Source organism: Enterococcus sp. DIV1067f, from assembly GCF_050543505.1.
Classification (GTDB): Bacteria; Bacillota; Bacilli; order Lactobacillales; family Enterococcaceae; genus Enterococcus_D; species Enterococcus_D entomosocium.
This window is the reverse complement of the sequence record NZ_CP172940.1, coordinates 1,190,891-1,216,573: the sequence shown is the minus strand read 5'-3', so window position 1 is coordinate 1,216,573 and position 25,683 is coordinate 1,190,891. Positions and strand designations below refer to the sequence as shown.

The 25,683-nt window shown below is 36.6% G+C and carries 23 protein-coding genes; 2 read left to right on the top strand and 21 right to left on the bottom strand.

Annotated elements, in window-relative coordinates:
- Nucleotides 1-2: 2 nt before the first annotated feature.
- The 9 genes from IGJ42_RS05765 to IGJ42_RS05725 form a co-directional block, all read right to left on the bottom strand.
- Nucleotides 3-284: a hypothetical protein gene (locus tag IGJ42_RS05765; RefSeq protein ID WP_008379625.1), complete on the bottom strand. Its 282-nt coding sequence runs from the start codon at nucleotides 282-284 to the stop codon at nucleotides 3-5.
- 190 nt (nucleotides 285-474) lie between these two features.
- On the bottom strand, nucleotides 475-2,595 hold the full coding sequence (locus IGJ42_RS05760) for a peptidoglycan D,D-transpeptidase FtsI family protein (protein WP_086332221.1): 2,121 nt from the start codon (nucleotides 2,593-2,595) through the stop codon (nucleotides 475-477).
- A 311-nt stretch (nucleotides 2,596-2,906) separates the two neighbouring features.
- A complete protein-coding gene (locus tag IGJ42_RS05755; RefSeq protein ID WP_422705344.1) occupies nucleotides 2,907-3,935 on the bottom strand; it encodes an LCP family protein in 1,029 nt (342 codons plus the stop codon).
- Nucleotides 3,936-4,121: 186 nt separating this feature from the next.
- Nucleotides 4,122-4,931 carry an ABC transporter permease gene (locus tag IGJ42_RS05750; RefSeq protein WP_008379622.1) on the bottom strand — a complete coding sequence of 270 codons (810 nt, stop codon included), beginning with the start codon at nucleotides 4,929-4,931 and terminating at the stop codon, nucleotides 4,122-4,124.
- A 45-nt stretch (nucleotides 4,932-4,976) separates the two neighbouring features.
- On the bottom strand, nucleotides 4,977-6,032 hold the full coding sequence (locus tag IGJ42_RS05745) for an ABC transporter ATP-binding protein (protein ID WP_008379621.1): 1,056 nt from the start codon (nucleotides 6,030-6,032) through the stop codon (nucleotides 4,977-4,979).
- A gap of 168 nt (nucleotides 6,033-6,200) precedes the next feature.
- Nucleotides 6,201-6,602 (bottom strand): glycerol-3-phosphate cytidylyltransferase, encoded by a 402-nt coding sequence (tagD, locus tag IGJ42_RS05740; protein WP_008379620.1) that lies wholly within the window; start codon nucleotides 6,600-6,602, stop codon nucleotides 6,201-6,203.
- A 109-nt stretch (nucleotides 6,603-6,711) separates the two neighbouring features.
- Nucleotides 6,712-6,912 (bottom strand): cold-shock protein, encoded by a 201-nt coding sequence (locus IGJ42_RS05735; protein WP_005229578.1) that lies wholly within the window; start codon nucleotides 6,910-6,912, stop codon nucleotides 6,712-6,714.
- Nucleotides 6,913-7,056: 144 nt separating this feature from the next.
- Nucleotides 7,057-7,662 carry a superoxide dismutase gene (locus IGJ42_RS05730; RefSeq protein WP_005236898.1) on the bottom strand — a complete coding sequence of 202 codons (606 nt, stop codon included), beginning with the start codon at nucleotides 7,660-7,662 and terminating at the stop codon, nucleotides 7,057-7,059.
- Between the two features lie 79 nt (nucleotides 7,663-7,741).
- Nucleotides 7,742-8,203, bottom strand: a complete 462-nt coding sequence (locus IGJ42_RS05725) for a GtrA family protein (protein WP_008379619.1) — start codon at nucleotides 8,201-8,203, stop codon at nucleotides 7,742-7,744.
- A gap of 664 nt (nucleotides 8,204-8,867) precedes the next feature.
- Between IGJ42_RS05725 and IGJ42_RS05720 the strand changes: the two genes are divergently transcribed.
- Nucleotides 8,868-9,677 carry a DUF1189 domain-containing protein gene (locus tag IGJ42_RS05720; protein WP_008379616.1) on the top strand — a complete coding sequence of 270 codons (810 nt, stop codon included), beginning with the start codon at nucleotides 8,868-8,870 and terminating at the stop codon, nucleotides 9,675-9,677.
- 77 nt (nucleotides 9,678-9,754) lie between these two features.
- Complete coding sequence (locus IGJ42_RS05715) at nucleotides 9,755-10,699, top strand: phosphoglycerate dehydrogenase (protein ID WP_008379613.1); 945 nt, start codon at nucleotides 9,755-9,757, stop codon at nucleotides 10,697-10,699.
- A gap of 62 nt (nucleotides 10,700-10,761) precedes the next feature.
- Here IGJ42_RS05715 and IGJ42_RS05710 read toward each other — a convergent pair whose 3' ends face one another.
- The 12 genes from IGJ42_RS05710 to IGJ42_RS05655 form a co-directional block, all read right to left on the bottom strand.
- On the bottom strand, nucleotides 10,762-11,706 hold the full coding sequence (locus tag IGJ42_RS05710; protein WP_176256988.1) for a glycosyltransferase family 2 protein: 945 nt from the start codon (nucleotides 11,704-11,706) through the stop codon (nucleotides 10,762-10,764).
- A gap of 57 nt (nucleotides 11,707-11,763) precedes the next feature.
- Nucleotides 11,764-12,063: a HesB/YadR/YfhF family protein gene (locus IGJ42_RS05705; protein ID WP_008379609.1), complete on the bottom strand. Its 300-nt coding sequence runs from the start codon at nucleotides 12,061-12,063 to the stop codon at nucleotides 11,764-11,766.
- A gap of 11 nt (nucleotides 12,064-12,074) precedes the next feature.
- Entirely contained in the window at nucleotides 12,075-12,740 is a 666-nt protein-coding gene (locus tag IGJ42_RS05700) for a potassium channel family protein (RefSeq protein ID WP_005229566.1), read from the bottom strand.
- Nucleotides 12,741-12,827: 87 nt separating this feature from the next.
- Entirely contained in the window at nucleotides 12,828-13,457 is a 630-nt protein-coding gene (locus tag IGJ42_RS05695) for a response regulator transcription factor (RefSeq protein WP_005236913.1), read from the bottom strand.
- 3 nt (nucleotides 13,458-13,460) lie between these two features.
- Nucleotides 13,461-14,528 (bottom strand): sensor histidine kinase, encoded by a 1,068-nt coding sequence (locus IGJ42_RS05690; protein ID WP_430616008.1) that lies wholly within the window; start codon nucleotides 14,526-14,528, stop codon nucleotides 13,461-13,463.
- Nucleotides 14,525-15,256 (bottom strand): cell wall-active antibiotics response protein LiaF, encoded by a 732-nt coding sequence (gene liaF, locus IGJ42_RS05685; protein WP_010749367.1) that lies wholly within the window; start codon nucleotides 15,254-15,256, stop codon nucleotides 14,525-14,527. The genes IGJ42_RS05690 and liaF overlap by 4 nt, the downstream gene beginning before the upstream one ends.
- Nucleotides 15,257-15,408: 152 nt before the next feature.
- Nucleotides 15,409-15,888: a transcription elongation factor GreA gene (gene greA / locus IGJ42_RS05680; RefSeq protein ID WP_005229556.1), complete on the bottom strand. Its 480-nt coding sequence runs from the start codon at nucleotides 15,886-15,888 to the stop codon at nucleotides 15,409-15,411.
- A gap of 115 nt (nucleotides 15,889-16,003) precedes the next feature.
- Nucleotides 16,004-17,347, bottom strand: a complete 1,344-nt coding sequence (gene mltG / locus IGJ42_RS05675) for an endolytic transglycosylase MltG (RefSeq protein ID WP_086332219.1) — start codon at nucleotides 17,345-17,347, stop codon at nucleotides 16,004-16,006.
- A gap of 318 nt (nucleotides 17,348-17,665) precedes the next feature.
- A complete protein-coding gene (locus tag IGJ42_RS05670) occupies nucleotides 17,666-20,017 on the bottom strand; it encodes a GW domain-containing glycosaminoglycan-binding protein (protein WP_430616007.1) in 2,352 nt (783 codons plus the stop codon).
- 335 nt (nucleotides 20,018-20,352) lie between these two features.
- A complete protein-coding gene (locus IGJ42_RS05665) occupies nucleotides 20,353-22,833 on the bottom strand; it encodes a CDP-glycerol glycerophosphotransferase family protein (RefSeq protein ID WP_422705348.1) in 2,481 nt (826 codons plus the stop codon).
- Complete coding sequence (locus IGJ42_RS05660) at nucleotides 22,823-23,950, bottom strand: acyltransferase family protein (protein ID WP_422705349.1); 1,128 nt, start codon at nucleotides 23,948-23,950, stop codon at nucleotides 22,823-22,825. The genes IGJ42_RS05665 and IGJ42_RS05660 overlap by 11 nt, the downstream gene beginning before the upstream one ends.
- On the bottom strand, nucleotides 23,937-25,676 hold the full coding sequence (locus tag IGJ42_RS05655) for a DUF6020 family protein (RefSeq protein WP_422705350.1): 1,740 nt from the start codon (nucleotides 25,674-25,676) through the stop codon (nucleotides 23,937-23,939). Before IGJ42_RS05655 ends, IGJ42_RS05660 begins: the two co-directional genes overlap by 14 nt.
- Between the last annotated feature and the right edge of the window lie 7 nt (nucleotides 25,677-25,683).

Below are 25,683 nucleotides of genomic sequence, written 5' to 3'. Positions count from 1 at the left end.
CATTACCCTCTTTTCTTTCGAATGGCTAATAACAGCTCAAGAAAATCTTCTTTTTTTAAAAGGATCTTGTCGTTTAGAAGACCTAACTCCTTTTCGTTATTTTCAATCTCGCATTGGACACGCCGTGATTCCAAGCGATATAAATCGTGTTTCATTCGTTCAAATTTTCGGAAAAGCAATGGATTTTTCCGTTGCAAATAATCCCGAATCTCCTTTTTTTCAGCTGGTGTAAATTGTCCCAACTGCTTCATTAGTTCTTGCTTACTTAAACATTCCTTGTTCATAATTACGTTTTTTACCCCTTTTATCATCAGTTTATCTTTTTATTTAACGTGCAAATCAAAATTATCTCTTGACCGCTAGTATTCTAAGCCAATCATTCAAAAATAGCAAGTCTTTCTCACTAAATGTTGGTTTTCTATCAGTTTTCTTATAAAACAAAAAAACCGCAGTCTTCACTGCGATTTTTTATGCTTATTTCATATATAAGTCGTAGTAAGCATCCATGATCTCTTTGGCGATTTGAATATTTGGATGGGTATCTGTGTCGCCTTTTAATTGAGGCATTACGATCGCAATCGCAATATCCGCATCACTGCTTGGCCCGTAGGCAACGATGTTTAGGTTAACTAAGCTGATGGTATTGCCATTACTATCCACAATTGGTGTTTCGGCAGTACCTGTTTTGGCAGAGACCTCCATTTTCGCAGAAGCCAAGCCTTTGGCAGTTGCCCAAGCATCCGTTCCATGGACTGCATCATAAAATCCATTTTGAACAATTTGCATTTGAGCATCTGTTAAACCAACTTCATTCAATACCGTTGGTTCGATCTCTTCAATCAGTGAGCCAAGACCGCCAGTTTCATCATTGCCGTAAATACCGTCGACGATATGAGGCTGCAATCTTTTGCCACCATTAGCAACAGTTGCTGCATATTGTGCCAGTTGCAACGTGGTATAGGTATCAAACTGACCAAAAGCCAAGTCAAGGATCTTCCCACCATCACTGACCGGGTCCATGTTATCGATCGATGTGCTGATACCAGTCGCTTCTCCTGGTAAATCGATCCCAGTTTCAGTTCCCATACCAAAAGAGGCAAAAGACGAACGTAGTTTTTCATAGACATCCCCTTGACGATCCACTGTTGGAATCGAGATACCTGACTGATAATTGATGCCCATCAAACGTAAAGCGACTTGCATCATATAGGAGTTAGAAGAAACTTCCAACGCCTGCTCCGCAGAAAGGTTACGATTATTTGCCCCAGTTGGGTTGAAAATTGAGGCTTTTACATCGGAGCCAATTCTGATTGGTTGATCCAATAACACTTCATTGCCGTTTAAGACCCCATTTTCCCAGCCGGCAGCCAAAGTCCCTGCTTTGACAACGGACCCTGGTACAAAGGAATTAATGAAGGTACCAATGGCATTTTCCTGCAATTCATTTGAACCTGTATCATGATGATAGCCGGACATTGACAAAACGCCGCCGGTTTTTGGATTTAACGCCACTGCGTAAACCCCTGGAGAATATTCTGCTGCCCCAGAATCAATCAGTTTTTGGAAATTGTCTTGCAAGATTTTATCAACTCTCGCTTGAAACTCAGCATCTAATGTTAATACAAGGTTATCCCCTTTTGCCCCAGCAAAGGTTTCTTTTTGACTTTCAATATTATTATTGTTATCAAGGGAAATCTCGGAAATGGATTTTGTGCCTTGTAAGACTTCTTCATACTGCTGCTCTAAATAACTACGTCCAACGCGATCATTACGAGCATAGCCTTTTTCTAAAAATTCATCCAAAACTTCTTCCGGAATTCCTTGTTCTTCACTAGTCACCGTTCCGATCAAACTAGCCAGAGAACTTCCTTCAACGATGTTTCTCGTCCAATCAGTCCCCGTGGAGATTCCCGGTAAATCAACCATATTTTCAGCGACAACAGCTAATTCACGGTCAGACACATCCGACGTCTTAATAAAGACCGTACTCAAAGATTGGGCGCTATTCATCCGCTTAAAAATCGTGGCTGCTTCTAATTCTGCATCAGAGAAATTGATTTCATCTTCTGTCACTTTATCAACGGTTGCCGCATATTGTTCAGAAGTACCTAAAGAACGCTCTTCATCACTCAATCGGTCAGTTGCTGCTTCAAAATTTTCTTCATCGGCCAGCCAAAAGTCCTTAAGATCACGATCAGACAAGTTTTTGTCCACAGGTACTTCGATCAACTCGCTCAATTTTTTGGCCGTTTCTAATAAATCTTGAGCGGTCATTTTGTTTCCGCGGGTAAATGTGATTGCTGCATTGGCTTGATTTTCCACCAGCGCTTTTCCAGAAGCGTCATAGATCATTCCCCGAGGGGCGCTTCCTTTGACTTCCACTACAGATGAAGCTTTCAACTGCTGCTCAATATTGTCGCCATTGACGATCTGTAGATAGCCTAATTGAACGATCAAGGACACAAACAAAGCAAAAATAATAAAAAACAAAAAGTTCAATCGAAATGGAACATGAGATTTGCGATACGATTTAGCCTTTGGTTCTTCTGGCCCCTTGCGTATCCCTTGGACAACTTTATCTTTCAAATTCTTCATCTCATCTATCCTTCCAATCTATAATGACTACTGTCCTATTTTACCAAAAAATTCGATTCGAAACAGAAAAAACAAAAAATATCCATTAATCCTTAGAAAAAACTATAAAAATTGGCGTGAATCCGAGTAAATGTTTCACAGTTTGATTGTTTCATTTTCATTCTTTCATGAAAAAATTGTTTTTTTAAGCTTTCTTATGTTTTTTCATTTGATGGTTTCGTGAAACAAGATTTTCGTTGGTGCTTTTGTGGAAAACTAAAAAGCAGGAGGACTTTCGGTCATCCTACTTTTTAGGCTTCTAAAGAAACTAGCTACTCTCCAGTTGTTGAGTTTTCTTCTGAAAAGGTCAGGCTGTCGTCGTATAACTGATAATTAGGCGATCCGTTAGTAAATTCGTCGCCTTGGGTCAAACCATCGTTCGTCGGAAGCTGCAACTGCTCCTTTAATAAATTTTGCGTATGCAACAACTGATTCGTCCCCAATAACTGATAATACACTCCACCAATCAGTTGCCCTTCTCCTTGGAGTTGCTCTTGTTTGATGGTCGTAAAAGCAGGGATATAATTGGTACCGATGTCCATCATATCATCCCACGTAAGATCCGTCTTCGAATTCTTTTCAACCGCCTTAAGAATCTTTTGGTAATTACTGATACCATCCAGACTCATAACTTTTTGAAGAATTTTCGTAACCACTTCTCTTTGCCGTATTTGGCGACCGATATCCCCTTCCGGATCTTGTTTTCGCATTCTTGCATAAGCCAAACCTGTCTTACCATCTAAAGTAATTTGCCCTTCAGGGACATGAACACCTTCTAAAGTAAAATCGATAGCATTTGTCACCTCGATGCCCCCAACTGCATCAATCAGATCCCGCATACCCTGCATATTGATCGTCACATAATGGTCGATAGGAATGTCCAAAAGATTTTCAACAGAATCCATGGCCATGGCCTCCCCACCAAAAGCATAAGCATGATTCAGCTTATCGATCGTATTGTACCCAACGATTTGTGTATAAATATCACGGTCAAGGCTAATGATCGTTGACTGTTTTTTTTCTGGATTGACCGTCACCACCATCATACTATCCGAACGACCTTGTTCGGTTCGCCCTAAAGCCCCAGTGTCGATTCCCATTAGCAAAATGGAAAACGGATCTCGATCTTCAATGCTGATCGCTTCCTCTCGTTTGTCTGTTTTCCGATCAACAGCGTGAGAGATTTGATTAAAAGTGGCATTCGTCTCTTGATAAACCTGCATCCCGTAGATCGTTACTCCAATGATTCCAACCACTAACACGACTAAAATACCTAAAATTACCTTTTGATATCTCCGCATCTTACACCTCACCAGTAAAAATTCACTCATCAAATAAATTTTCCCACAAAACGCATCTTTCAGCAATCGCTATCATGCATCAACTTCATATTTAATCCTTCCGTAACTTCTTTGAAATAAACAAAAATAAAACAAAAATAAAGTGCACCCTCTAAGTTAGAGAGTGCAGCACAAATAGTCACTTTTTTAAATATAATCCACAAAACGAGCACGAAACTTCATATGCAGATGGCTTCCTAAAATAAGAAGCATCAAAGTTAGACACCAGAAGATAAGTGTATAAGTTGTTTTTTCCCAAACCCATGCACGAGAAAGGAAAGCATCACGAAATCCTTCGATTAAATAGTAAATTGGATTTAAATGTAACACTTTAATTAGCCAATCTGGTAAATTACGATTATTGATATTCCAAATAGGTCCTGAAACATAGAATAATAAACGAAGTACTGATTGTAAGAAAATATGATAATCTCGAACTAGTACTGTTATTGTGGCGTTCAATAGACCAAATGCAAATAAGAAAACAATCATCGCAAGAAAGTAATAAATAAATTGTAACCAATAGATACTTGGCGTCACACCAGCTATGAATAACGAACCTACCACGATTGCCACCATAGGGATGTAGGATGATAAATTACTTATAATATTGATCGATGGTAGAATACTGACTGGAAACTTCATTTTCGCTACCATTCCTACTTGTCGGTGAATACTATTCGAGGCTCCTAAGATTGACGCACTAATATAAAACCATGCCGTGATCCCAATCAACATCCAGATAATAAATGGTACGCCGTCAACATTTCCGTTTTGATTAACGCCTAGACCAAAAACCAAGTAATAGATTCCTACTTGAATAGCGGGATTTAAAATCTGCCAAGCTAAACCTAGATAGTGACTTTGATAGGTTGCTTTATCTTCATAACGGGACATCCGAAAAATAATCCCCGCATTTTTAAATTGTTCTTTTATAACTGCAGCAATCTCTTTCACAAACTTCTTCCTTTTCTATATGAACTAAACAAAGAAACATCTTCTTTATTTGAAAACTTGACTAATCGTTTCAATAGGATTCTTAATTGCGTAAGTAATCGAACGCCCACTAAAAGAAACCAGCGAACAAAATATCGTTGCGGCTACTACCAAACCTAGGATCCCTTTGGTTGGCCAGCTCATTTTTTCCCCTAAAGGTGTACGTTTCAAGTTTTTTTGGATCATTTGGTCCGAAAGATTTTGTTGTTGCAAGAAGTGATCTTCACGGCTTTTTTCTGCTAATTTCTCCAAATTAAAGGCTTTCTGGTCTTCTTTATAATTGTCTTGATACGCTTTTTGCTCTTTCTTTGGCTGCTTTTTGAACCAATCAATGAATTTGCGATATTCAGCCATTACTTCTTCAGTAGGACCAAACATCCGTAAATCACCATAGTGCATCCAAATCGTTCGGTCGCACAGTTTTTCTACCTGTCCTAAAGCATGACTGACAAAAAAGATGGTTTTTCCGGCTGCTTTAAATTCCATGATTTTATCCACACATTTTTGATAAAAAGTTTCATCACCGACAGACAAAGCTTCATCAATAACTAAAATATCTGGATCATTATGAACAGCAATAGCAAAGCCTAACCGTGATTTCATCCCACTGGAATAGCTTTTAACTGGTTGATTGATAAAGTCACCCAAATCAGCAAAGGCCACGATCTCAGGCATTTTTTCATCAATTTCTTTATTAGTCATTCCAGACATCAATGCTTTGAGCCGAATATTTTCTAACCCAGTCAGCTGATATTTTAACCCCGCACCGATTGCGATAATCGAGGTGTCACCATTTACTTCCATCGTACCAGATGTCGGTGGGATAATCCCACTGATCACGTTGGATAAAGTTGATTTCCCAGAACCATTGATTCCAATGATCCCTACTGATTCGCCGGCTTTCACATCGAAGCTGATCCCTTTTAAGGCCCAAAATCGAGGAACATTGCGATGATAGAACTTGAATAGCGCTTTTACTTTATCCGCTTTCTTTTTATATAAGTCGTATTCTTTCGTCACTAAAGTTGCACGGACTTTGATTTCTTTTTCCACTTTCTTCATCCATTCTCATAGAATTTCTAATTGATCGAGTCAACTCACAAAACATCATACCATATTTTGTGTTCTGAACAAATAATCAATGAAAAACTAGTAATAAAATCTTAATTTCTTGAAGTTGGGCTCAATAAAAAAAACATCTGTAAAAGATGCTTTTTTATAATAGTCCTTTTAATTGTTAAGTTTCAAATCTTTTTTGATTTGAGTAGTTGATATTTCCGGGGTCCGTGCTAGATAGATCACTTCAGCATCGGTTTCTTCTTGAATAAAATCAAATTTGCCAGCCCAATCGTCTCCCATAACAAAGGTATCCACATGATATTCTTTGACATCGGAAACTTTTTGTGCCCACCCTTCTTCAGGAATCACTAGATCCACATACCGAATCGCTTCTAACAATTGCTTTCTTTTCTCATAAGAAAAGTAGCATTTTTTTTGTTTTTCGTTCCAATTAAATTCATCCGTTGATAGTGCCACGATCAAATAATCGCCTTGCTCTTTTGCACGACGCAAAAGATTGATATGTCCATAATGCAATAAATCAAATGTTCCGTAAGTAATTACTCGTTTCATGCTTATCCCTCTTCGCTTCCTAGTCTTACTAATGTATTGAAGATACCAAATATGGCGAGAAATAGCAAATTAAAAAAGCTGAGGGCTTACTCAGCTTTTCCGTTCTGCTTTAGACTTTGGTCACTTCTGCTGCTTGAGGTCCGCGGGCACCTTCAACGATCGTAAATTCAACTTCTTGACCTTCTTCAAGTGACTTAAAACCGTCTCCTTGAATGGCAGAAAAGTGAACAAATACATCATCGCCACCGTCAACTGTGATAAAACCAAACCCTTTTTCGTTGTTGAACCATTTTACTTTCCCATGTTCCATAGTGTGTAAAGCCTCCAATAATTATAATCCGACGATTCCGTCGCCTTTATTATAGCGGATTATGTAAGCGTTAGCAATATCAAAACGATTCTTTCTATCCACAAAAAAAGAAGCCTTTTAGCAGGCTTCTTTCTAGTAAATTGTTTAAGCTTTTGCGAAATATTCGTTTACTTTGTCCCAGTTAACAACACTCCAGAAAGCATTGATGTAATCTGGACGAACATTTTTGTATTTCAAGTAATACGCATGTTCCCAAACATCTAAACCTAAAACAGGTGTTTGGCCATCCATCAATGGTGAATCTTGATTCGCTGTTGAGGTGATTGCTAATTTGCCATCTTTAACGACTAACCATGCCCAACCTGAACCAAAACGTCCGGTTGCAGCCGTTTTGAATTCTTCTTTGAAGTCTTCAAAGCTGCCGAAAGCTTCGTCAATTGCCTCTTTGATAGCTCCAGTAGGTTCACCGCCAGCATTTGGGCCTAAGATTTCCCAGAAGAACGTGTGGTTAGCATGGCCGCCGCCATTGTTACGAACCGCTGTTTGAATATCTTCTGGCACAGAAGAAAAGTCAGCTAATAATTCTTCAACTGTTTTTTCACCTAATTCAGGGTGTTTTTCAATCGCTGCGTTTAAGTTTGTTACATAAGTGTTATGGTGTTTATCATGATGCAAATGCATCGTTTCTTCGTCAATGTATGGTTCTAATGCATCGTATGCGTAAGGTAAATCTGGTAATGTGTAAGTCATAAAAAAATTCCTCCTCAATGATAATGTTTACATAAGTAACATTATCAGACTATCAGACTTTGTTCAAAAAATATGCTTACTATCTTTCATCATTTGCTTCAAAATTTTTTATTTTCACCTGATTAAATATCAGGAATTTACTAAATAAATAATTAGCGAGGACAACAATGATTTGAGTAATAATTTTTGCCGTTAAATTCGTTGTATCCATTAAATCGATCATGACATACATCACCCCCATATCCATCCCTAGGGAAAGGACACGATAAAAAATAAACTTAGCAAATTCAACTAAAAGATCTAACTTGCCTTCTGTCTTTGAATGGAACACCCATAATTTATTTGTTACAAATGCAAATAAAACGGAAGCTACCCAAGAGATTCCATTTGCCAATAAGTAGTGCAGAAAGAGCCATTCTATACAAATAAAATACGTCACAATATTAACAATCGTTGCAAGGCCACCAAAAAAAAGATAAATAAAAAGGCTCCACAATTTTCTTTCTTCTAATGTCTCTTTAAACCTTAAATAAAATTTCAAAAAGAACACTCCTATTATATTAACGCTTTTTTCTATATCACATTATATCCTATAAGTAATTAATATACGAATTTTTTCATAAGTTTATCTTTTTCTCACTTCTTTTTACACTCATTCATAAATACCTTGGAGAGCTTCTTATACTATTTTCTCAACTTCCATACAATCATTTTTGTTAAAACAGTAGAGAAAGAGTTGAAATGATTTTGATAGCAAAGCTAAAAAGTGCCTTATATAAATTTGTCAAACTCAGTCAAGTCAGTGAGGTAACATTTTGGAAAATTGTTGTTATAATAGCTTCATCCATGCTTTTACACGTCCAATTAAAATTCAAGTAACCTCAATATTCATCACATAAAAGAAGACTAAAATTAATATTTGATATATCATAGTAGAATTTCAAGCATTCACGAAAAATGAGATAGACGACAATGTTGACTACAGTCGTTAATCCACCAAAAAATAAATACGTAATCGGCTCCCACAACTTTTTTTGCTGCAAGAACTGTTTGTATTCGTTGTACTTTTGCATTCTTTTGCCTACTTTCATTTCTTTATTTATTCATTCCTACGATAATTGGTTCTTTTTTTGTGAATTCCTTGTAATTCAAAGAACCCTTCGTTACAATTACTCTAGTTATACCACAAAGGAGTTCATCAGCAAATGACTATCGTCCAACTATTTAAAATTGCTTTTTTCCGAATACCTGATTTAAAATTTGTCAAAAAAGCAGAATTTTCCAAAGTAATCGTTTTTCTATTAAGCGCCTCCGTGCTTATCGCGGTACCGATGACCATCAATGTATTAGGTGTCTTTCGCGATGTGCAAGCAGACGGACAAAAAATAGGCGAATCGATCCCAGATTTTACGATTGCAAATGGGCAGCTTGCTGCAGCGTCGGATACGCAAGGTTTCATTTATCAAACCGATTCGATCATCTTTACTTTCGATCCAGATGGCAACCGTACGCCAGCAGATATTGCATCTGATGTCACTGGCTCTGTCATCGCTGTTGGCTTGTTAAAAGATCAGCTGGTCATCCGTATCCCCTCTTCTGGCTTATCGACGTCAATGTTAGATTCTAATCAATTAGAATTTGATTACAGTGAGCCTGCGCTGCGCAATCTTAACGGTCAGGCGATTCGAGAAGCGCTATCAAACCAAGCGATCCCCTGGCTAATCAAACTCATTGTCTTTTTTGTTGCATTGTATCCATCATTTGTCAGCTTGCTGATCACCTTAGTGATGGGGACCTTTATTGCAACGATCTATACAAGATTAAAACGATTCTCCTATACCTTCTTTGAAAATTTAAAGATTCTAATCGTAAGTGCTGCATTGCCTACGCTTATTAGTGTAATCGTACAACTACTATTGCCTTCCTTCGATGCAACCACCTTTATTTTGTTTGGTTCTTTATTCTTATTCACACAAGGGGTCAAACATTCTCCAAAAATTCAGTTTAAAACCTGATCTAAGCCATGTTCAATTCCTTGAACATGGTTTTTTTCTCATTCTTTGCTACACTTATGTTAAAAGGAGGCTAGGCAATGAAAAAAATAATCTTAGCTACTCGAGAGTTTCGCGACATATATGTGAAACAAATCGAAAAAGACTATCAATTTCTTGTGTACACAAAGGACCAAGCAATTGATTGGTCACAAGTAGAAATCACCATTGGTTGGAAGTCGGAATGGAAGGACTACCTGCTAACGGAGAAAACAAATTTGAAATGGGTCCAAGCGATTTCAGCTGGCGTAGACACCTTACCATTAAAAGAGTTTGCGAAATACAATATTCGCTTATCTAATGGCAGCGGCATCCATGCCGAATCGATCACAGACCATTTGTTGGCTCTACTATTTATGGAAAACCGCGGGATTTTCCAAGCAATTCAGCAACAGAGAAAACAGCAATGGTCACCGAATACAATTCACTATACAAAATTGTCGGACCAAGAGATTTTGATCGTTGGTACAGGACAAATTGGCCAAAAGTTAGCTCAAGCATTGACCTTTTTTGGTGTAAGTCCTATTGGTATCAATACTAGCGGGCATGACGTGACAGGTTTTGAAAAAACGTTTGCGTTATCTGACTTACACGCTTGCGCAAAAACCGCTGATTGCGTCATCAATATTCTTCCCCTGACAGAAGAAACCACACATTTGTATGACGAAGACTTTTTTGCACAATTGAAACCTTCTGCTTCTTTTTATAATGTCGGCCGTGGGCCTAGTGTGGATACCACTGCATTAGCAAAAGCCCTAGAAAAAAAGCAGATAGCATTTGCCGCACTGGATGTTTTTGAAGAAGAGCCATTGCCCGAAAATGATCCGTTATGGCACATCGAAAACCTTTTGATAACCCCCCATATCTCAGGGCATACGCCCCATTTTCAAAAGGCATTTATGGCCATTTTCTTAGCGAACTTCCAACATTTTTTGGCAAAACAAGAACTTGTAAAAAATGAGATAAACTTGGATAAAGGCTACTAACATATTCTTTCCGCAAAAAAAGTGTACAGTCGGAGGCAAACCCTTCAACTTGTACACTTTTTTTATTTTTGTTTTTCTTGATCTTTTTCGGTTTCTTTCAAAAAATACAAGGGTCTATTTTTAGTCTCTAAGAAAATTTTTCCGATATACTTGCCGATGATTCCTAAACAAAGCAATTGTAGTCCACCAACAAATAAGAAGATGCTGACCATCGAAGGCCATCCTGATGTCGGATCTCCAAAAATAAAAGTTCTTATCACAATAAATACCAAAGCAATCAGAGAGCCAAAACAGGAAAGCGCCCCAATAAACGAAGCAATATTCAAAGGCGTATCTGAAAAGTTAACAATCCCGTCGATCGAATATTGAAACAGTTTCCAAAATGACCACGAAGTTTCGCCAGCGACTCGTTCCCGGTTCTCATAGGCGATGTATTCTGTATCAAAGCCGACCCAGCTGAAGATCCCTTTTGAAAAGCGATTGTACTCTGACAGTTGTAAAACGGCATCCACCATATTACGACGCATCAAGCGAAAATCTCGGGCACCATTTACCATTTCGGTATCGGCAATCTTGTTGATAATATTATAGAAGGCATCTGAGAAAAAACTACGAATTTTCGGTTCTCCTTTGCGATCTGCTCGTCTGGTCCCCACACAATCAAGGTCTGGTTTTGCTTCCAGCATCGCAAACATTTCTGGCAGTAATGTCGGCGGGTCTTGTAGATCTGCGTCCATCACAGTGACAAAATCGCCTTTCGCCGCTTGTAAACCTGCATAAAGTGCAGCTTCTTTGCCAAAGTTTCTCGAAAAAGATAAATAGCGAACACTTTCAGGATGGGCACGATATAACGCTTTTAAAACAGGTAGTGTTTGATCTGAAGAGCCGTCATTAACAAAAATATATTCAAAAGGCATGTTTAAATGCTTCTTCACCTTTTCTGTTTCCTCAAAGAATATCGGCAAGCTCGCCTCTTCATTAAAACAAGGTACAACAATTGATAACATCGGTTTCATCTCCTAGAGCCAATCGTGGAAAGCCGGTCAGCTATGACCGAATCCACATTATTTTTTATCTTCACTAAAATCGTACTTCGGTTCATCCAACGTTTGATCATAATCAACTGTCAGATTATAGCCTTTGAAAAACCACTCATCCGCTTCATCAATAAAAAAAAGCAATCCGTCAATGGTTTGTTCAACGATCGGACGTTCTGGTTTGTCTACTGACATCCCCACGGAAAATCCGTCATGCACTTGTGTCTTTCCATAAATTTTTCCAAAAAAACGAATTCCGCTTCCTTGGTCTACCACCAATTCTTTTTTGAACCATTGCATTGCTTCAGGACTTATTGTTAAGTTCATTTTCTTCACTCCTAATCATTCATATGTTCATCAAGTATATCTACATCATCTGTATTGCCGATCACGAGTAAATTGTCATTTTCACGCACGATCGCCTCTGCATCAGGCGAAACGATCACTTGTCCTGGTCCCCGACGAATCGCAACGACTGTCAGACCATACTTTTGTCGAAAATTCAGCTCAATCAGGGATTTATTGAAAAAGCGTGGATTGGACACGCGAATCTCTGCTAGAGAAAATTCGTCAGATAGTTCAATATAATCTAAAATATTTTTGGAAACAAGATTATGGGCGATGCGAATCCCCATGTCACGTTCGGGATGAACGACACGGTCTGCGCCGAGTTTTTCCAGTACACGGGCATGGTATTCGTTTTGGGCTTTCGCTAAGATATTAGGAACACCCATTTCTTTGACCATCAAGGTCACCAAAATACTAGCTTGAATATCCTCACCAATCGCAACAATGACATGGTCAAAGTTACGGATACCCAATGAGCGTAACGTCATCTCATCTTGTGCGTTGCCGACCACCGCATGGGTGGCGATATTCATGTACTCATTGACACGATCTTCGTTGCTATCGATTGCCAACACTTCTTGACCTGATTCAATCAACGTACGACAAATACTTCCACCGAAACGACCTAATCCAATAATTGCATAATTTTGCTTCACCACAAACGCTCCTTTGTTTGCCAGATCATTATTTAGTATAACAAAAACCTCCCCTGCTTGCCATGAGGAGGTATGATTATTAAGATTTTATTTTATCAAGCCATGTTTAAAAGCATATATCGTAGCTTGTGTACGATCTTCTACTTCTAATTTTGATAAGATATTTGACACATGTGTCTTCACTGTTTTCAGCGTAATGAAGAGTGAATCCGCAATCTCTTGGTTGCTCTTTCCTTCAGCGATCAACAGTAACACTTCTTGTTCCCGATTGGTCAAATCTTCATGTAGGATTGGTGTCCGATTCGTCAAACGATCCATCATTTTCGTGGTGACTTCGGGTTCTAAGACCCGCTCTCCTCGCTGGGTTGCACGAATGGCTTCCGCAATCTCATGAGCAGTAGACGTCTTTAACAGGTAACCGGCCGCACCCGCTTCAATTGCAGGATAGACTTTCTCGTCATCAATAAAACTAGTGACAATGATGATTTTTGCTTCTGGCCAATCATTTAAAATCAATTTCGTAGATTCGATCCCATCCATTTCATCCATCACCAAATCCATCAAAATCACATCTGGACGTAATTCCAATGCCTTTTCATACCCGACTCGACCATTTTCCGCTTCCCCAATTACTTCTATATCGTCTTGAATTGATAGATAAGAAGAGACCCCCAGACGAACCATTTCATGGTCATCAACTAACAACACTTTAATCATACGTTATGCCTCCTTCAACAGTGGAACTTTGATTTCAATACTGGTTCCTTGATTTTTAAAACTAATAATTTTCAACGTTCCGCCAACAGCACTTACCCGTTCTCGGATATTCATCAAGCCATAGCTGCCGGCCTTTTGATCTTGGGGATCAAAGCCAACTCCGTCATCGATCACCCGCAATAACACGTTATTATCGATGCGATGCAAGTATACTTCTAACTCATCAGCTTTCGCGTGACGCAGTGTATTAGACAAGAGTTCTTGGATCACACGAAAGAGTTGATCTTCAATCGAACTAGGCATCGTAAAGTCTTCAATATCCCAAGTCAATAGAATTTTGATTTTGGTCTCTAATTCCTTTAACAATTGCTCGATTCCTTGCTTTAGACTCTTCCCTTCCAAAGTTACAGGTCGTAGATGAAGCAAGAGCGCCCGCATTTCAGATTGCGAAGCATTGATAATGTCTGTGACCATCGCTAACTGTTTCTTTTGGCTTTCTGGAGCATCTGTTCGAATCGCTTGCTCATTCAGTGCAGACATCATCATCATGGCGGCAAACAGCTGTTGAGAAACAGAGTCGTGCAGTTCACGAGCCAGACGCTGCCTTTCTTCTTCTAAAATCTCTTCTTTCGTCTGACCATCAACAAACTGCGGTTTCGCATTCAATTGCTGTAATTCCATCGACATCTGTTTCATCTTCGATTGGATACTGGCAATATCACGATCCACATTCGCAATCAAATGGTTTTCAGACGCATGTGGGATCTTTGTTTCCAATAAAGGGCTATCGATATAGCCGCTGGCTAACAGTCTTAGCTTTTCTTCCACCGGACCGTATTGACGGTTGCGAAAAAAAGAAATCAGTAAAAAGACAGCTAAAGCAATCAATGCAGATATTACAAGTAAGTGAAAGATAATTGGGATAAAAAAGAGTTTGATTTGAAAGACTTCTATCAGCCAATTATTTTTCCCACTGGCATACAAATAGGAAAACAGCATCAATATCATGGTGAAAAAACTTGCTAATCCTGCGTAAAAAGCGATCATGCCTCTTGAAAATTTCCCAATCATACCCGAATCACCTCAACATCACCAACAAGGGTATTCGTTAAGATTTTCAAACGCCGACTATTTTCGCCATAATCCGGGCTGTAAATCGTCACTTTTTCATTTTTCAAGCTCGTTTCTTCGCCTTCAAAGATAACAGAGCCAATAAAAGTACTGTGCTCTAATTTGATCGCTATGCCAGCAGGCACTAAAATACGAGTTCTACCAAAGCCTTTTCGTACGATCACGACGTTTTCTTTCTTAGGCAATAAAGTGTTGCCTAGATCGATGAAAGTGTCTCCCGTCAAGATATCTAAATTGATATCGTCCCATTCATAGACTTGACTGCCGATCCGTTCATTGCCTAACCATTGCTGCTTTTGTTTCAGCGGATGATCAGCTTTGGGTTCTTCAGTTTCAACGATAATCATTTGTTTTTTGCGCCAGAATGAATTTTTAGTTAAGTCGATTCCGGTAATCTCGACTCCTTTTAAACCAATAAATAAAATCGCAAAAATCAGCATCAGCCACAGTGCTGGACTATTTAACAAACTGATCAAAATAGCAATGGAACTTGAGACCATCAAGAAATTTTTAAAATTGCTCTTGCGCTCACTTCGGTTCACAAGGACCAAGCACGTCACACCAAGTATTAATAAAAATAATAATGGCGGATTAGATAAAATTTGCCATACCGCAAAAAGCAGTAAGAGCGCTTCAACAATAAAGAAAAAACGCCAAGGACTTTTCATTCAAGCTCCTCCTCCTAGTAATTCTACTTTATCATACCCGAAAAAAATGGTTTGTCCATCCGTCGCTGGTCCGAAAAAAGACCCTGTTTGATCAAATTCCCTTAAGGAGAATGAACAACAGGGTCAACTAGTTTGATCGAGTGATCAAGCAATTAGCTTTTCTTTACTTCTGTGATTCTTACTTGCATATCTCCGCCTGGCGTTGAGATCGTCACTTCATCATTGACTTTTTTCCCAATCAAGGCACGAGCGATTGGTGAATCATTGGAAATTTTACCAGAAAACGGATCTGCTTCAGCACTACCAACGATCATGTACTCTTCTTCGTCACCATCAGGCAACTCAACAAAAATCACAGTTTTTCCGATGGAAACTTCATCAGAGTCTACACCCTCATTATCAATGATCTCTGCAAAACGAATCATATTTTCTAAAGTAGTGATTCGGCCTTCGACAAACGCTTGTTCATCTTTTGCAGACTCATACTCGGAGTTTTCGGATAAATCGCCAAAACTGCGGGCTACCTTGATACGTTCAATGATTTCCCCGCGTTTTACCGTTTTCAATTCTTCTAATTCTTGTTCTAGCTTTTCTTTTCCTTCAAGTGTCATTGGGTAAACTTTTTCTACCATAGTTCTTTTCTCCTTTTAGTAACTTCTAATAAATCGCAAAAGGTAATCTTTTGCGATGAGTCCACAAAAGATTACCATGCTTTTTTTTAAATGTAAACTATAAACCTATGAAAATTTAATTTGAGGTATTGTTTACATATTGTTCCACTAATTGCATATGCTGTTCATAGGTTTCCGCAAAGTAAACTTCTTGGGTTTGAATTTCAGCAACGAAATAATAGTAGTTGTTCGGTGTTGGATCTAAGACCGCTTGGATCGCTGCTTCGCTTGGATTGTTGAATGGTCCAGGTCCGTAGCCAGTATGCACATAGAGATTATAAGGAGAGTCAACTTGAGTGTCCTCATAAGTGACTAGCTCTTTGTGCTCACCTAACGCGTATAGAATCGAAATATCCGATTGCAGCGGCATATCAATCGCTAAACGATTGAAGAATACCTGTGCGATATTTTTACGATCTTCTAGCTTACTACCCTCTTTTTCAACAAGTGAAGCCAATGTAAGGACTTCTTGAACCGTCATTTCTTTTTGAGCAATTTGATCGAAATATTTGGACAAGACTGAATTTGATTTATCCACCATTTGGGTAACGACTTCTTCTAGGGTATTCCCTGTATAGTAGTCATACGTCGCTGGGAACAAGTATCCTTCTAGTCGGTAACGCACGCCTTGCGCATCGCCGGCACTTGCTAAAAGCTCAGGATAGGTCTCTTTCATTTTTTCAAAGAACTCATCGCTTTCCATCAAAGCTAAGAAATCGTCTTTCGAGATATTTGTTGCTTCCGCTAGAGCATCACCGATTTGATCCACATCAAATCCTTCTGGAATCGTCACTTTTGCATCAGAGGTGACCGAACCTTCGCCATTTTGCAGCATCTTTGAGATTTGATCCAATGTCATACTAGGAGAAAAATGATAATTTCCTGCTTGAAATCCAGTTAAATTATTGAATTTCGTATAATAGTTAAAGATCATACCACTTTTAATGATATTGTCTTCTTCCAATATTTCTCCAATTGCTTTGTTGGACGATCCACTAGGAATCTCAACTGCCACCGTTTCTGTATCTTCTGGATTCAACGGCTGCAATCCTGATGTTACATAACGATACATTGAAAATCCTAAAACACCACCGATGACGAGCAGAGCAAGGACTACGATCAAAACGATCCGATTGACAATCCGATCTTCTTTTTTGCGTTGCTGCTTGCGCAATTGCGTTTCCCCACCTTCAGCTATGGGCACTTCTTCCGCTGCTGCCCTACGACTTGTAGCAGCTTGCTTTGCTTGTTTATTTTTGGTCTTTCCACTTGCAGTTCGCGAACCCACCTCTTCTTGAGGTTGTTGAATAGGACGCTCGTTCAAACCTTGGTCTTCATGGGTTTGATCTGATTGAGGTTGCTTTAAAGCTCCTAATACTTCGTCTTTAAAGGATTTATCCTCTGGATGTTGTTTACTCAAAACAACTCCTCCTAACTTTCGTAATACTGGCTTGTACCATTATACACGAAAGTTAGGAGGAGTGGAATCAATTTTACCATTGGATTTAATAAACTTTACGATATCACTGAATCTCTTTTCGATAAACAACTTATTCCTATTTGCGTTTCATCATTAATACCTTTTCAAATTTATTATTTCACTCAAATCACCATGAAACTTTGTAATTAAACACATTTTTTAAATGTTATATGAACCAAAAGCGTTGTCTCCATCTTATGTTCTATTTTTATTCAAGAAAGCAACAATTACGATTGTTCGTTCTAAAGCTAGTAAAACTTATTCTTTATCCTCCGAAGAAAAGACTATACTACTCGAATCCATCATACTAGATTCTTCAGAGATACTTGGACTAGTTTCTGATATTGCTTCTGATGAATCTTTTGTTTCTGCTACACTGTCTTTAGATGTAGTAGTTGTTTCCTCAGTCTGTGGCTGTTCACTTACAGATGGAACAGCTTTTAATCCAATGAAGTTTCGAATATCAGCCCATGCAGTCATACTACCATCCACTGTTTGGAATTGATAATATTCACCACTTGCCGTCTTCACATAGTTAATTAGCTTCACATCTTTATTCACGTAGGCGCTCGTATTACCGATTCGTGTTGCTCCATACGTATTCCATGGGCCTGCATAAATACCATCATACTTGGTTGCTTGTACTTTACTATATTGATTCATTGCTTTTTGTTCGATGATCGTATCGTACATCTTGAAGTTTCGAATATCAGCCCATGCAGTCATACTACCATCTACTGTTTGGAATTGATAATATTCACCACTTGCCGTCTTCACATAGTTAATTAGCTTCACATCTTTATTCACGTAGGCGCTCGTATTACCGATTCGTGTTGCTCCATACGTATTCCATGGGCCTGCATAAATACCATCATACTTGGTTGCTTGTACTTTACTATATTGATTCATTGCTTTTTGTTCGATGATCGTATCGTACATCTTGAAGTTTCGAATATCAGCCCATGCAGTCATACTACCATCTACTGTTTGGAATTGATAATATTCACCACTTGCCGTCTTCGCATAGTTAATTAGCTTCACATCTTTATTCACGTAGGCGCTCGTATTACCGATTCGTGTTGCTCCATACGTATTCCATGGGCCTGCATAAATACCATCATACTTGGTTGCTTGTACTTTACTATATTGATTCATTGCTTTTTGTTCGATGATCGTATCGTACATCTTGAAGTTTCGAATATCAGCCCATGCAGTCATACTACCATCTACTGTTTGGAATTGATAATATTCACCACTTGCCGTCTTCGCATAGTTAATTAGCTTCACATCTTTATTCACGTAGGCGCTCGTATTACCGATTCGTGTTGCTCCATACGTATTCCATGGGCCTGCATAAATACCATCATACTTGGTTACTTGTACTTTGCTATATTGGTCCAAAGTCTTACTAGAAAGAATTTTGTCATATAAAGTAAGGGTTCTATAATCAACCCAGCCAACAATCGTCCCATTTGAGTCTTTAAATTTATAGTACTTATCTGTCGCAGTCGATGCTTCTTCAATCACTGTTAATTTTTGACCATTATAATTTGATAGATCGCCAATTTTTGTATAACCAGGCGTATTCCAAGGAACATTATAGATGCCCGAATATTTAAGATCTTTTATTGTAGCATTGTTATCTAATGTTTTACTCGATAATACTTTGCCATATAATTTTATATTCTTTTCAGCTACCCAGCCTAAATAATTAGATCCCTCTTTAACTAAATAATATTTACTGTTGCCTGGCATAGTAACTTCTCGAATTGCATTTAATTTTTTATTAGCATAACTGCTAATATTCCCAGTTATTTTAGAATCAATATTACCTTGAGGTTCAGAAAAAATGTACCCGGTACCAGTCACTAAAGCATCGTTATTTATATTTTCTATCTTCGTAGCAACAGACCCACCAATCTTGTTATATATATAAACAACTAATTCATAGAAATCATACATTGAATAATTATTTGCACTAAAGTATCCCACAGGATCAGTATGATCCGTTCCTCCTAAAAACCTAGTAACTGCATCGTGACTCCAAACAGTTCCTTTCCCATCACTATGAGCATTATCTGGAAACAAATTATATTTTTTTAACATATATGCTGTATAAAAAGCGTCGTTATATACAGATCGATCAAAATTTGAACTAGAAACTCGCACCAATTCTATTTGAATAAATTTGGGATTAGCTTGTCGACCGGCCCCCCAACTGTAATAGTCTGTAGGATGGATTTCAATAATATTATTATGATCAACAAAAGCATGCACAAAAGCATTTTGCCAATTTCTTTTCATATATGCAATCTCATTTTGGATTGTAGAGTTTGAATTTGCAGTTTCATGTATGACAACACCAGTAGGCAAAGCATATCCATCTTGATAGTTCATCTTATCAAAATTACCAGAATAGTCTTTTTGAATTTTAAGAAATGGGTAGTTTTTACTAATAATCTGCGAGTTTCTCTGACTCCTTAATAATGCAGTGATTTCATCATTAAGAATATTTGAGTCAAATATATCATCCGCATGAGCATTAGTAGGGAGCATTAGTATAGCTACGAACATACATACTTTTAGTAATTTTATAAGTACTTTTTTCATAATACCTCCTTGAATAATTAAAACTAAATTTGATAATCCTATTAGATGCTTACTTTTTAAATTGTACCATAAAACAAATCAAGGCTATAGATTGCAGATGAATTTATTTTATATAAATTCATCTGCAATCTATGACTGTCTGGGATTTTATTTCTAAATTCCTTTCAAATTGGTAATTTAATGAACACTCTTTCAAACAACTCTACATAAAAAAAACCTAAGACAGAAAAACTCTATTCTGTCTCAGGTTAAATTCAGTAGTTATACATACCATACTACTTAGTATATGCTGTTACATAGTTAGTTATACCAATCAGTGATTTATGAGTATTATTCTATTCAATCAATGCATAGAAGCGATTTAATGCGTCTTGATTGTATTGATCCACATTTAATGATGAAGGAATTTTTTCTCCAGCCAAATAGCGATTCATACCGCCCACCAGCCCCTCAACACTATTGTCCACTATCATTCCATTTTGATCTTCCAAAACAGAAATATTTCCTGGAATATCCGTTGCAACAACTGGAATTTGAAGTGCTAGACATTCTAGCAAAGTCATTGGTTGTCCTTCGTGATTTGAAGGAAAGACGAATAAATCACACTTATCTAGTATCTCCATTGCATGTACAGTTTGCCCTACAAAAATAACATTTTTTTCTAAGCCTAATACATATGCTGTGGTCTTAAGTTTTTTCTCTTCTTTTCCAGAACCAATAATATAAAGCTGGTGCTGATCATTTGATTGCATCATAATTTCTTTAAAAGCAAACAATAGTTTTTCTTGATCTTTTTCAGGTGATAACCGACCAATTGTCACAAAGTTTTTGGCATTCTTAGTAGGAGCAGTCACTCCCACTAACATATTTCTTCCAAACTCACTAGCTTCTTCAATAATTAACTTTTCTTCCCCTAGAATCTCTTTGATTGATAGTTGGGGATTATTTCGATGATCGAAAAGGTATTCCTTATCCAATAAATTTGGAACATAAACAAATTTGTCATTTGAAACAAATTTCGAAAGATTTTTTTTGTTCTGTTCCATTGTAAGTTTACCAACGGATGCAATATAATCAAAGTATTTATAGAATTCGAAAATAGTGGTTAAATTTTTCTTATGAACGTATCGACCTTCTACAACTTTATCAAACTCTGCTTGCATGTCATTATGCTGATAAATAATTTTTCTTTTCGCTTTAGAAAATGCCATCATATATGACCAGAACGGAGCGTATCCGCCAAAATCAATAGCTCTATCAACTTGAGTGTTCCCCAAAAGCCGTTTCCATTCTCTAGCTACAAATACCTGATGTGTTTTGATATCTTCTACAGAAGAACGGTTAAATAATCTATTATACTTAATCCACTCTGAATAAGTAAGGCTTAACCCATTATTTCTATAGACAACATGTGCTTTCTCCGATAATCTACCAATATTTGCCTCAAATTCTTGGTTAACCTTGTTTTTATCAACAATGATAAGATTGTACTTATCATAATCAAAATTTTTGCTTAGATTAATTAAAGAAGAGGTAATCCCATTATTTAATAGCCCTCCGCCATATACAACAACATTCGGTTTGTGATTATCAAAAGAGCGAACATTAACAGCCTTATTCCCGTTCATTATAAAGTTTATATACTTCTCTGTTACGTGACCGTCCTCGTGAGAAATATATTTTTCCTTAAAAATAGTTACATTCGGATTAGCATGAAATTTTTCATTATCTGCCGACAAAATAGAATCCACTAATTTTTTCGTTGTAGTACAAATTTCTCCAGGCATTTCATTTAAATCGAAATATAGACCTCTTGAGTGCTCATATTCTTCTTTATCATACATATAAAACAAAATTGGTTTATCTGTAACCAAGTAATCAAAGAAAATACTACTGTAATCAGTAATCAAAATATCTACAAAGTGAAGTAATTCATTGGCATCGATCCAATCTGGTACTAGAAAGATATCATCTAAGGGAATCTCTTTTATAAATTGATAAACTAAAGGATGTACTTTAACAATAAACTGTTTATTACTTCCAGAAATCCCCTGAGAGATCGCGTTCAATCGTTCAACCATATCCGTAGTTGTATCTTGTACTCGACCAGTAATTCCTCTCCAAGTCGGCGCATATAAAACTAACTCTTTATTTAGATCAATGTTATTTTTTTCTAGAAAATTTTTTACAACTTCACTGTTGCTGAAAATGCTATCTATTCTGGGATACCCATTTTCTAACACTTTTCCTTTGTAAATGCCATCGATATCATAGGAGTAAACCATTTTTTCTGTAGTAAACGTATTTGGGGATAGTAAAAAATCACTTTGCAAAAAATTTCTTTGAACATTGTAGTTCTGAGCAACATTACCAGCCATTTCATTTCCTAATGTTTTTAAGGGAGTTCCATGCCAAGTATTTACATATACTTGGCCTTCGTTTTTGATGTAATAAGGAGGCAAAGTAACATTACTGTAGATATATTTTGCTACCGTTAAATAGTAATAGTAATCCTTCGTATAAGGTGTTACAAATTTGACATTTTTAAACTTACTGTAATATTTTACGTATTCATTATCTGTAACATCGTTCAAAGACCACACATGAATTAAATGATCATACTCATTACTATTTACTAAATATTTAAATATTGCAAATGGATTATCATTCATTGCTTTTCCATGAAAAGACTCATAAAAAACAATATTGCTTTTCACCTTGTTTCTAATGTAATTTTTAGTGAACTGAGTTCTTCTCGAGAATTCTTCATTTAGCATATTCCTACTGAAGTTTTTAAGTATGCCTTTAAAATCCATTTTTTTTCTCCTTTGTACCAAATACTTTTTCTTGAAGATGATGAAGTGTTGTAGAAAATAAATGCATCACCACATTTATTACAGGTAATAAAACGATATAGATGACAATTCCCGTAAGGAATATAAGTATAGAAATGAAAAATCCATACAACACAATATTTTTACCCGAATCAAATTGACTGCCGTTCACAAGTATAGGCCACAAATACTCAGTGCTAAACCATTGGCTACTCTGGATCAAATAAACTCCAAAAGAAGCTCTTGCGACAAATGAATATATCTTTCGTGGTCTAATTTGTAATTTTAGGAAAAATACAAAGATAAGCACTGCAAATATCAATAAATACGGGCTAGAATCACGTGTATAAAAAATTGTCTCATTCCATCCCAAAGCAGTAAAAACATTTCCAAAAAAACTATCCTTGTTTGCAAAAATAATCTGCAAACTAATATTAATTCCAATCCCTATAACCAACATCAAAATATTCATTGTAAATAAAGGAATCATTTTAATTTTCTTAATATTTTTCTCGTTCAATTTTATATAAGCACCGATGGCATATAAAAAAAGAAACCAGACTGGATGAGAGAAATTTAATCCTTTATTATAATAAATAAACGTATATGGACTAAAAATAATAAAAGAAAATATCAAAACTTGTTTTATTTTTTTTATATCCGTACTTACCATTAATTTGTTTATAGCGGGAATACAAAAATACATTAATGTATAAGAGGTAACAAACCAATACTTCCCAAAAACAACTGGGAATAGTCTGAAAATAAACTCTTTCCATTCAAAATGAAAACCAATATCTGGATTAAAAACTAAAAAGAAATAGATAATTAGCGAAATTAAAGTTGTTTCTACCCAAACTTGAAATAAGCTTCTAATTTTAGGAATGGAAGAAATTAGAAAATATCCAGTAATCATTACAAAAATATTTACTCCAAGTTTTCCTCCGATTAATAAGGTCTGAGCTGCTAATTTGTTCAACTGAAAACCCGAGGAAAAATCCCATCCTGACCACAACGCGTAGTGGTGGACTATGATAGCCAGAATTGCCAATATTTTCAACACATCAAAACTTCCTACACGTTGGCTAGTTTTCTGCATTTTCGGACACCCTTTCTGAGAATCGTCCCTTTACAGTAGCCAGCCCCAAAATCCCGATAAATATATTAGGCAATGCATATCTAATATCTTGCGCAGGAATTGCAACAAAAATTGTACCCATTACTAATACATACGGCATAAAAGCAATTATTAGTTTTGTTTTATTTTTGACAATAAGCATAACCATTGAAAAAAGAAACAAAATAAAGTAAAGAGCTGGCATTAATAAAACATAAAGTCTACTTTTTAGAATCCAATTTTGTAACTCGAGCAATTGGTTTCTTACACGGTTATTCCCTTTAGTTATTTCATCTAAATTTAACCCTTCGTAATCCGGATCAATTTCCTCTCTCTGTTCTCTAGTCATAAAGAAAAAAGGACCTTGTTGACCGCTTAACTGGTTTCTAAAGATTGGTCGTAAATTATCCAGTTCTAAAGAAAAGTTTGCGTGCCATAAAATTTCGGTTTGCTTCATATATGCTTCTAATGTTAAGCCAGGATTTCTAATTATGAGACCAAGAACTGTTTCTAAAAATTTTTTAGGATCATCCTTTATTACTTGCTTTTTAAATCGTTCTTTAAATTTTATATTATCAACATTATTCGGTTGGTATAGGTTCTTCCAATCCTCTTTTGGCATCAATGTTTCCAAATATGTCATTTCCTCTTTAGATATAGTCCCGTCATACTTGATAATAGCAGCGGAAATTTGAACAAAAATTCCTAAAGATTCAGTTGAATCACTTCTAATAACGTTGAAGTGATTATAAATAGGACCCGTAATAACTTGATAGCTAAAAACAACTAATCCGATTACGAGGAATAATTTAATAAATTTTTTTCTAAATAAAAATACTGCAAATACTAATGTAGATACAAGCAATGCCGGCCATCCATTATGTCTAAAAAAAACAAATCCTAATAAAGTAAAATACAGTAGAGCTAGATTTGAGATTTTATTTAGCCATTTTCCTTGGCTTATAATGATTCTTACCAAGTATAAGGTAACTAATAAAAGTGTATAAGTAAATAGAGAGTCTTTAACTATATATATACTAGCTAACGGAAAGATCGGTATAGCTATAAAAAAGATACAAGATATCGTCGCAAATTTACTTCCCACAAACTCTCTAATAAAATCACAAAAATATGCCATAATCAAACTATAAATAACAATTTGGAATACTATAAATCCTATTGGATATTTTCCTAACGAAGTAGCCATAATAACAAATGTGTGCCCCACTGGATGCCAATCATTCCATGGTACATTACTTGTCTGGATTTGATCCCATTGATTGATAGAATCCGGGAAAAATATTCCTGGATAATATGCATATAAATAAATACTTGACATAAGAAAAAAAGCTAAAGTATATACCCAAAAGGATGTGACTTTTCTTTTAGAATTTTCTTGGGAAGAAATTAATAAGTAATCTTGTAAAGCGGAAAAAAAGCAAAGAAAATAAGCAAATGTACCCAATAAATAGATTCCTTGCATACTAAATATTAGATTAAATGTTGTCAATATTTCTGAAGGTATTAAACTAATTCCCATGATCGTTGCAAATAGAAAAGATATAAAAAAATTGGTCAACCTACTATAGGGTCTTTTTTTCACACTATCACTTAAAAAAAACAATAGAATAAAATTAATTACAGACATTCCAATTATTACTTTTATATCTTGGAAAAGCATCATGCTGAATAATACCGATGCTGTCATCCAGAAG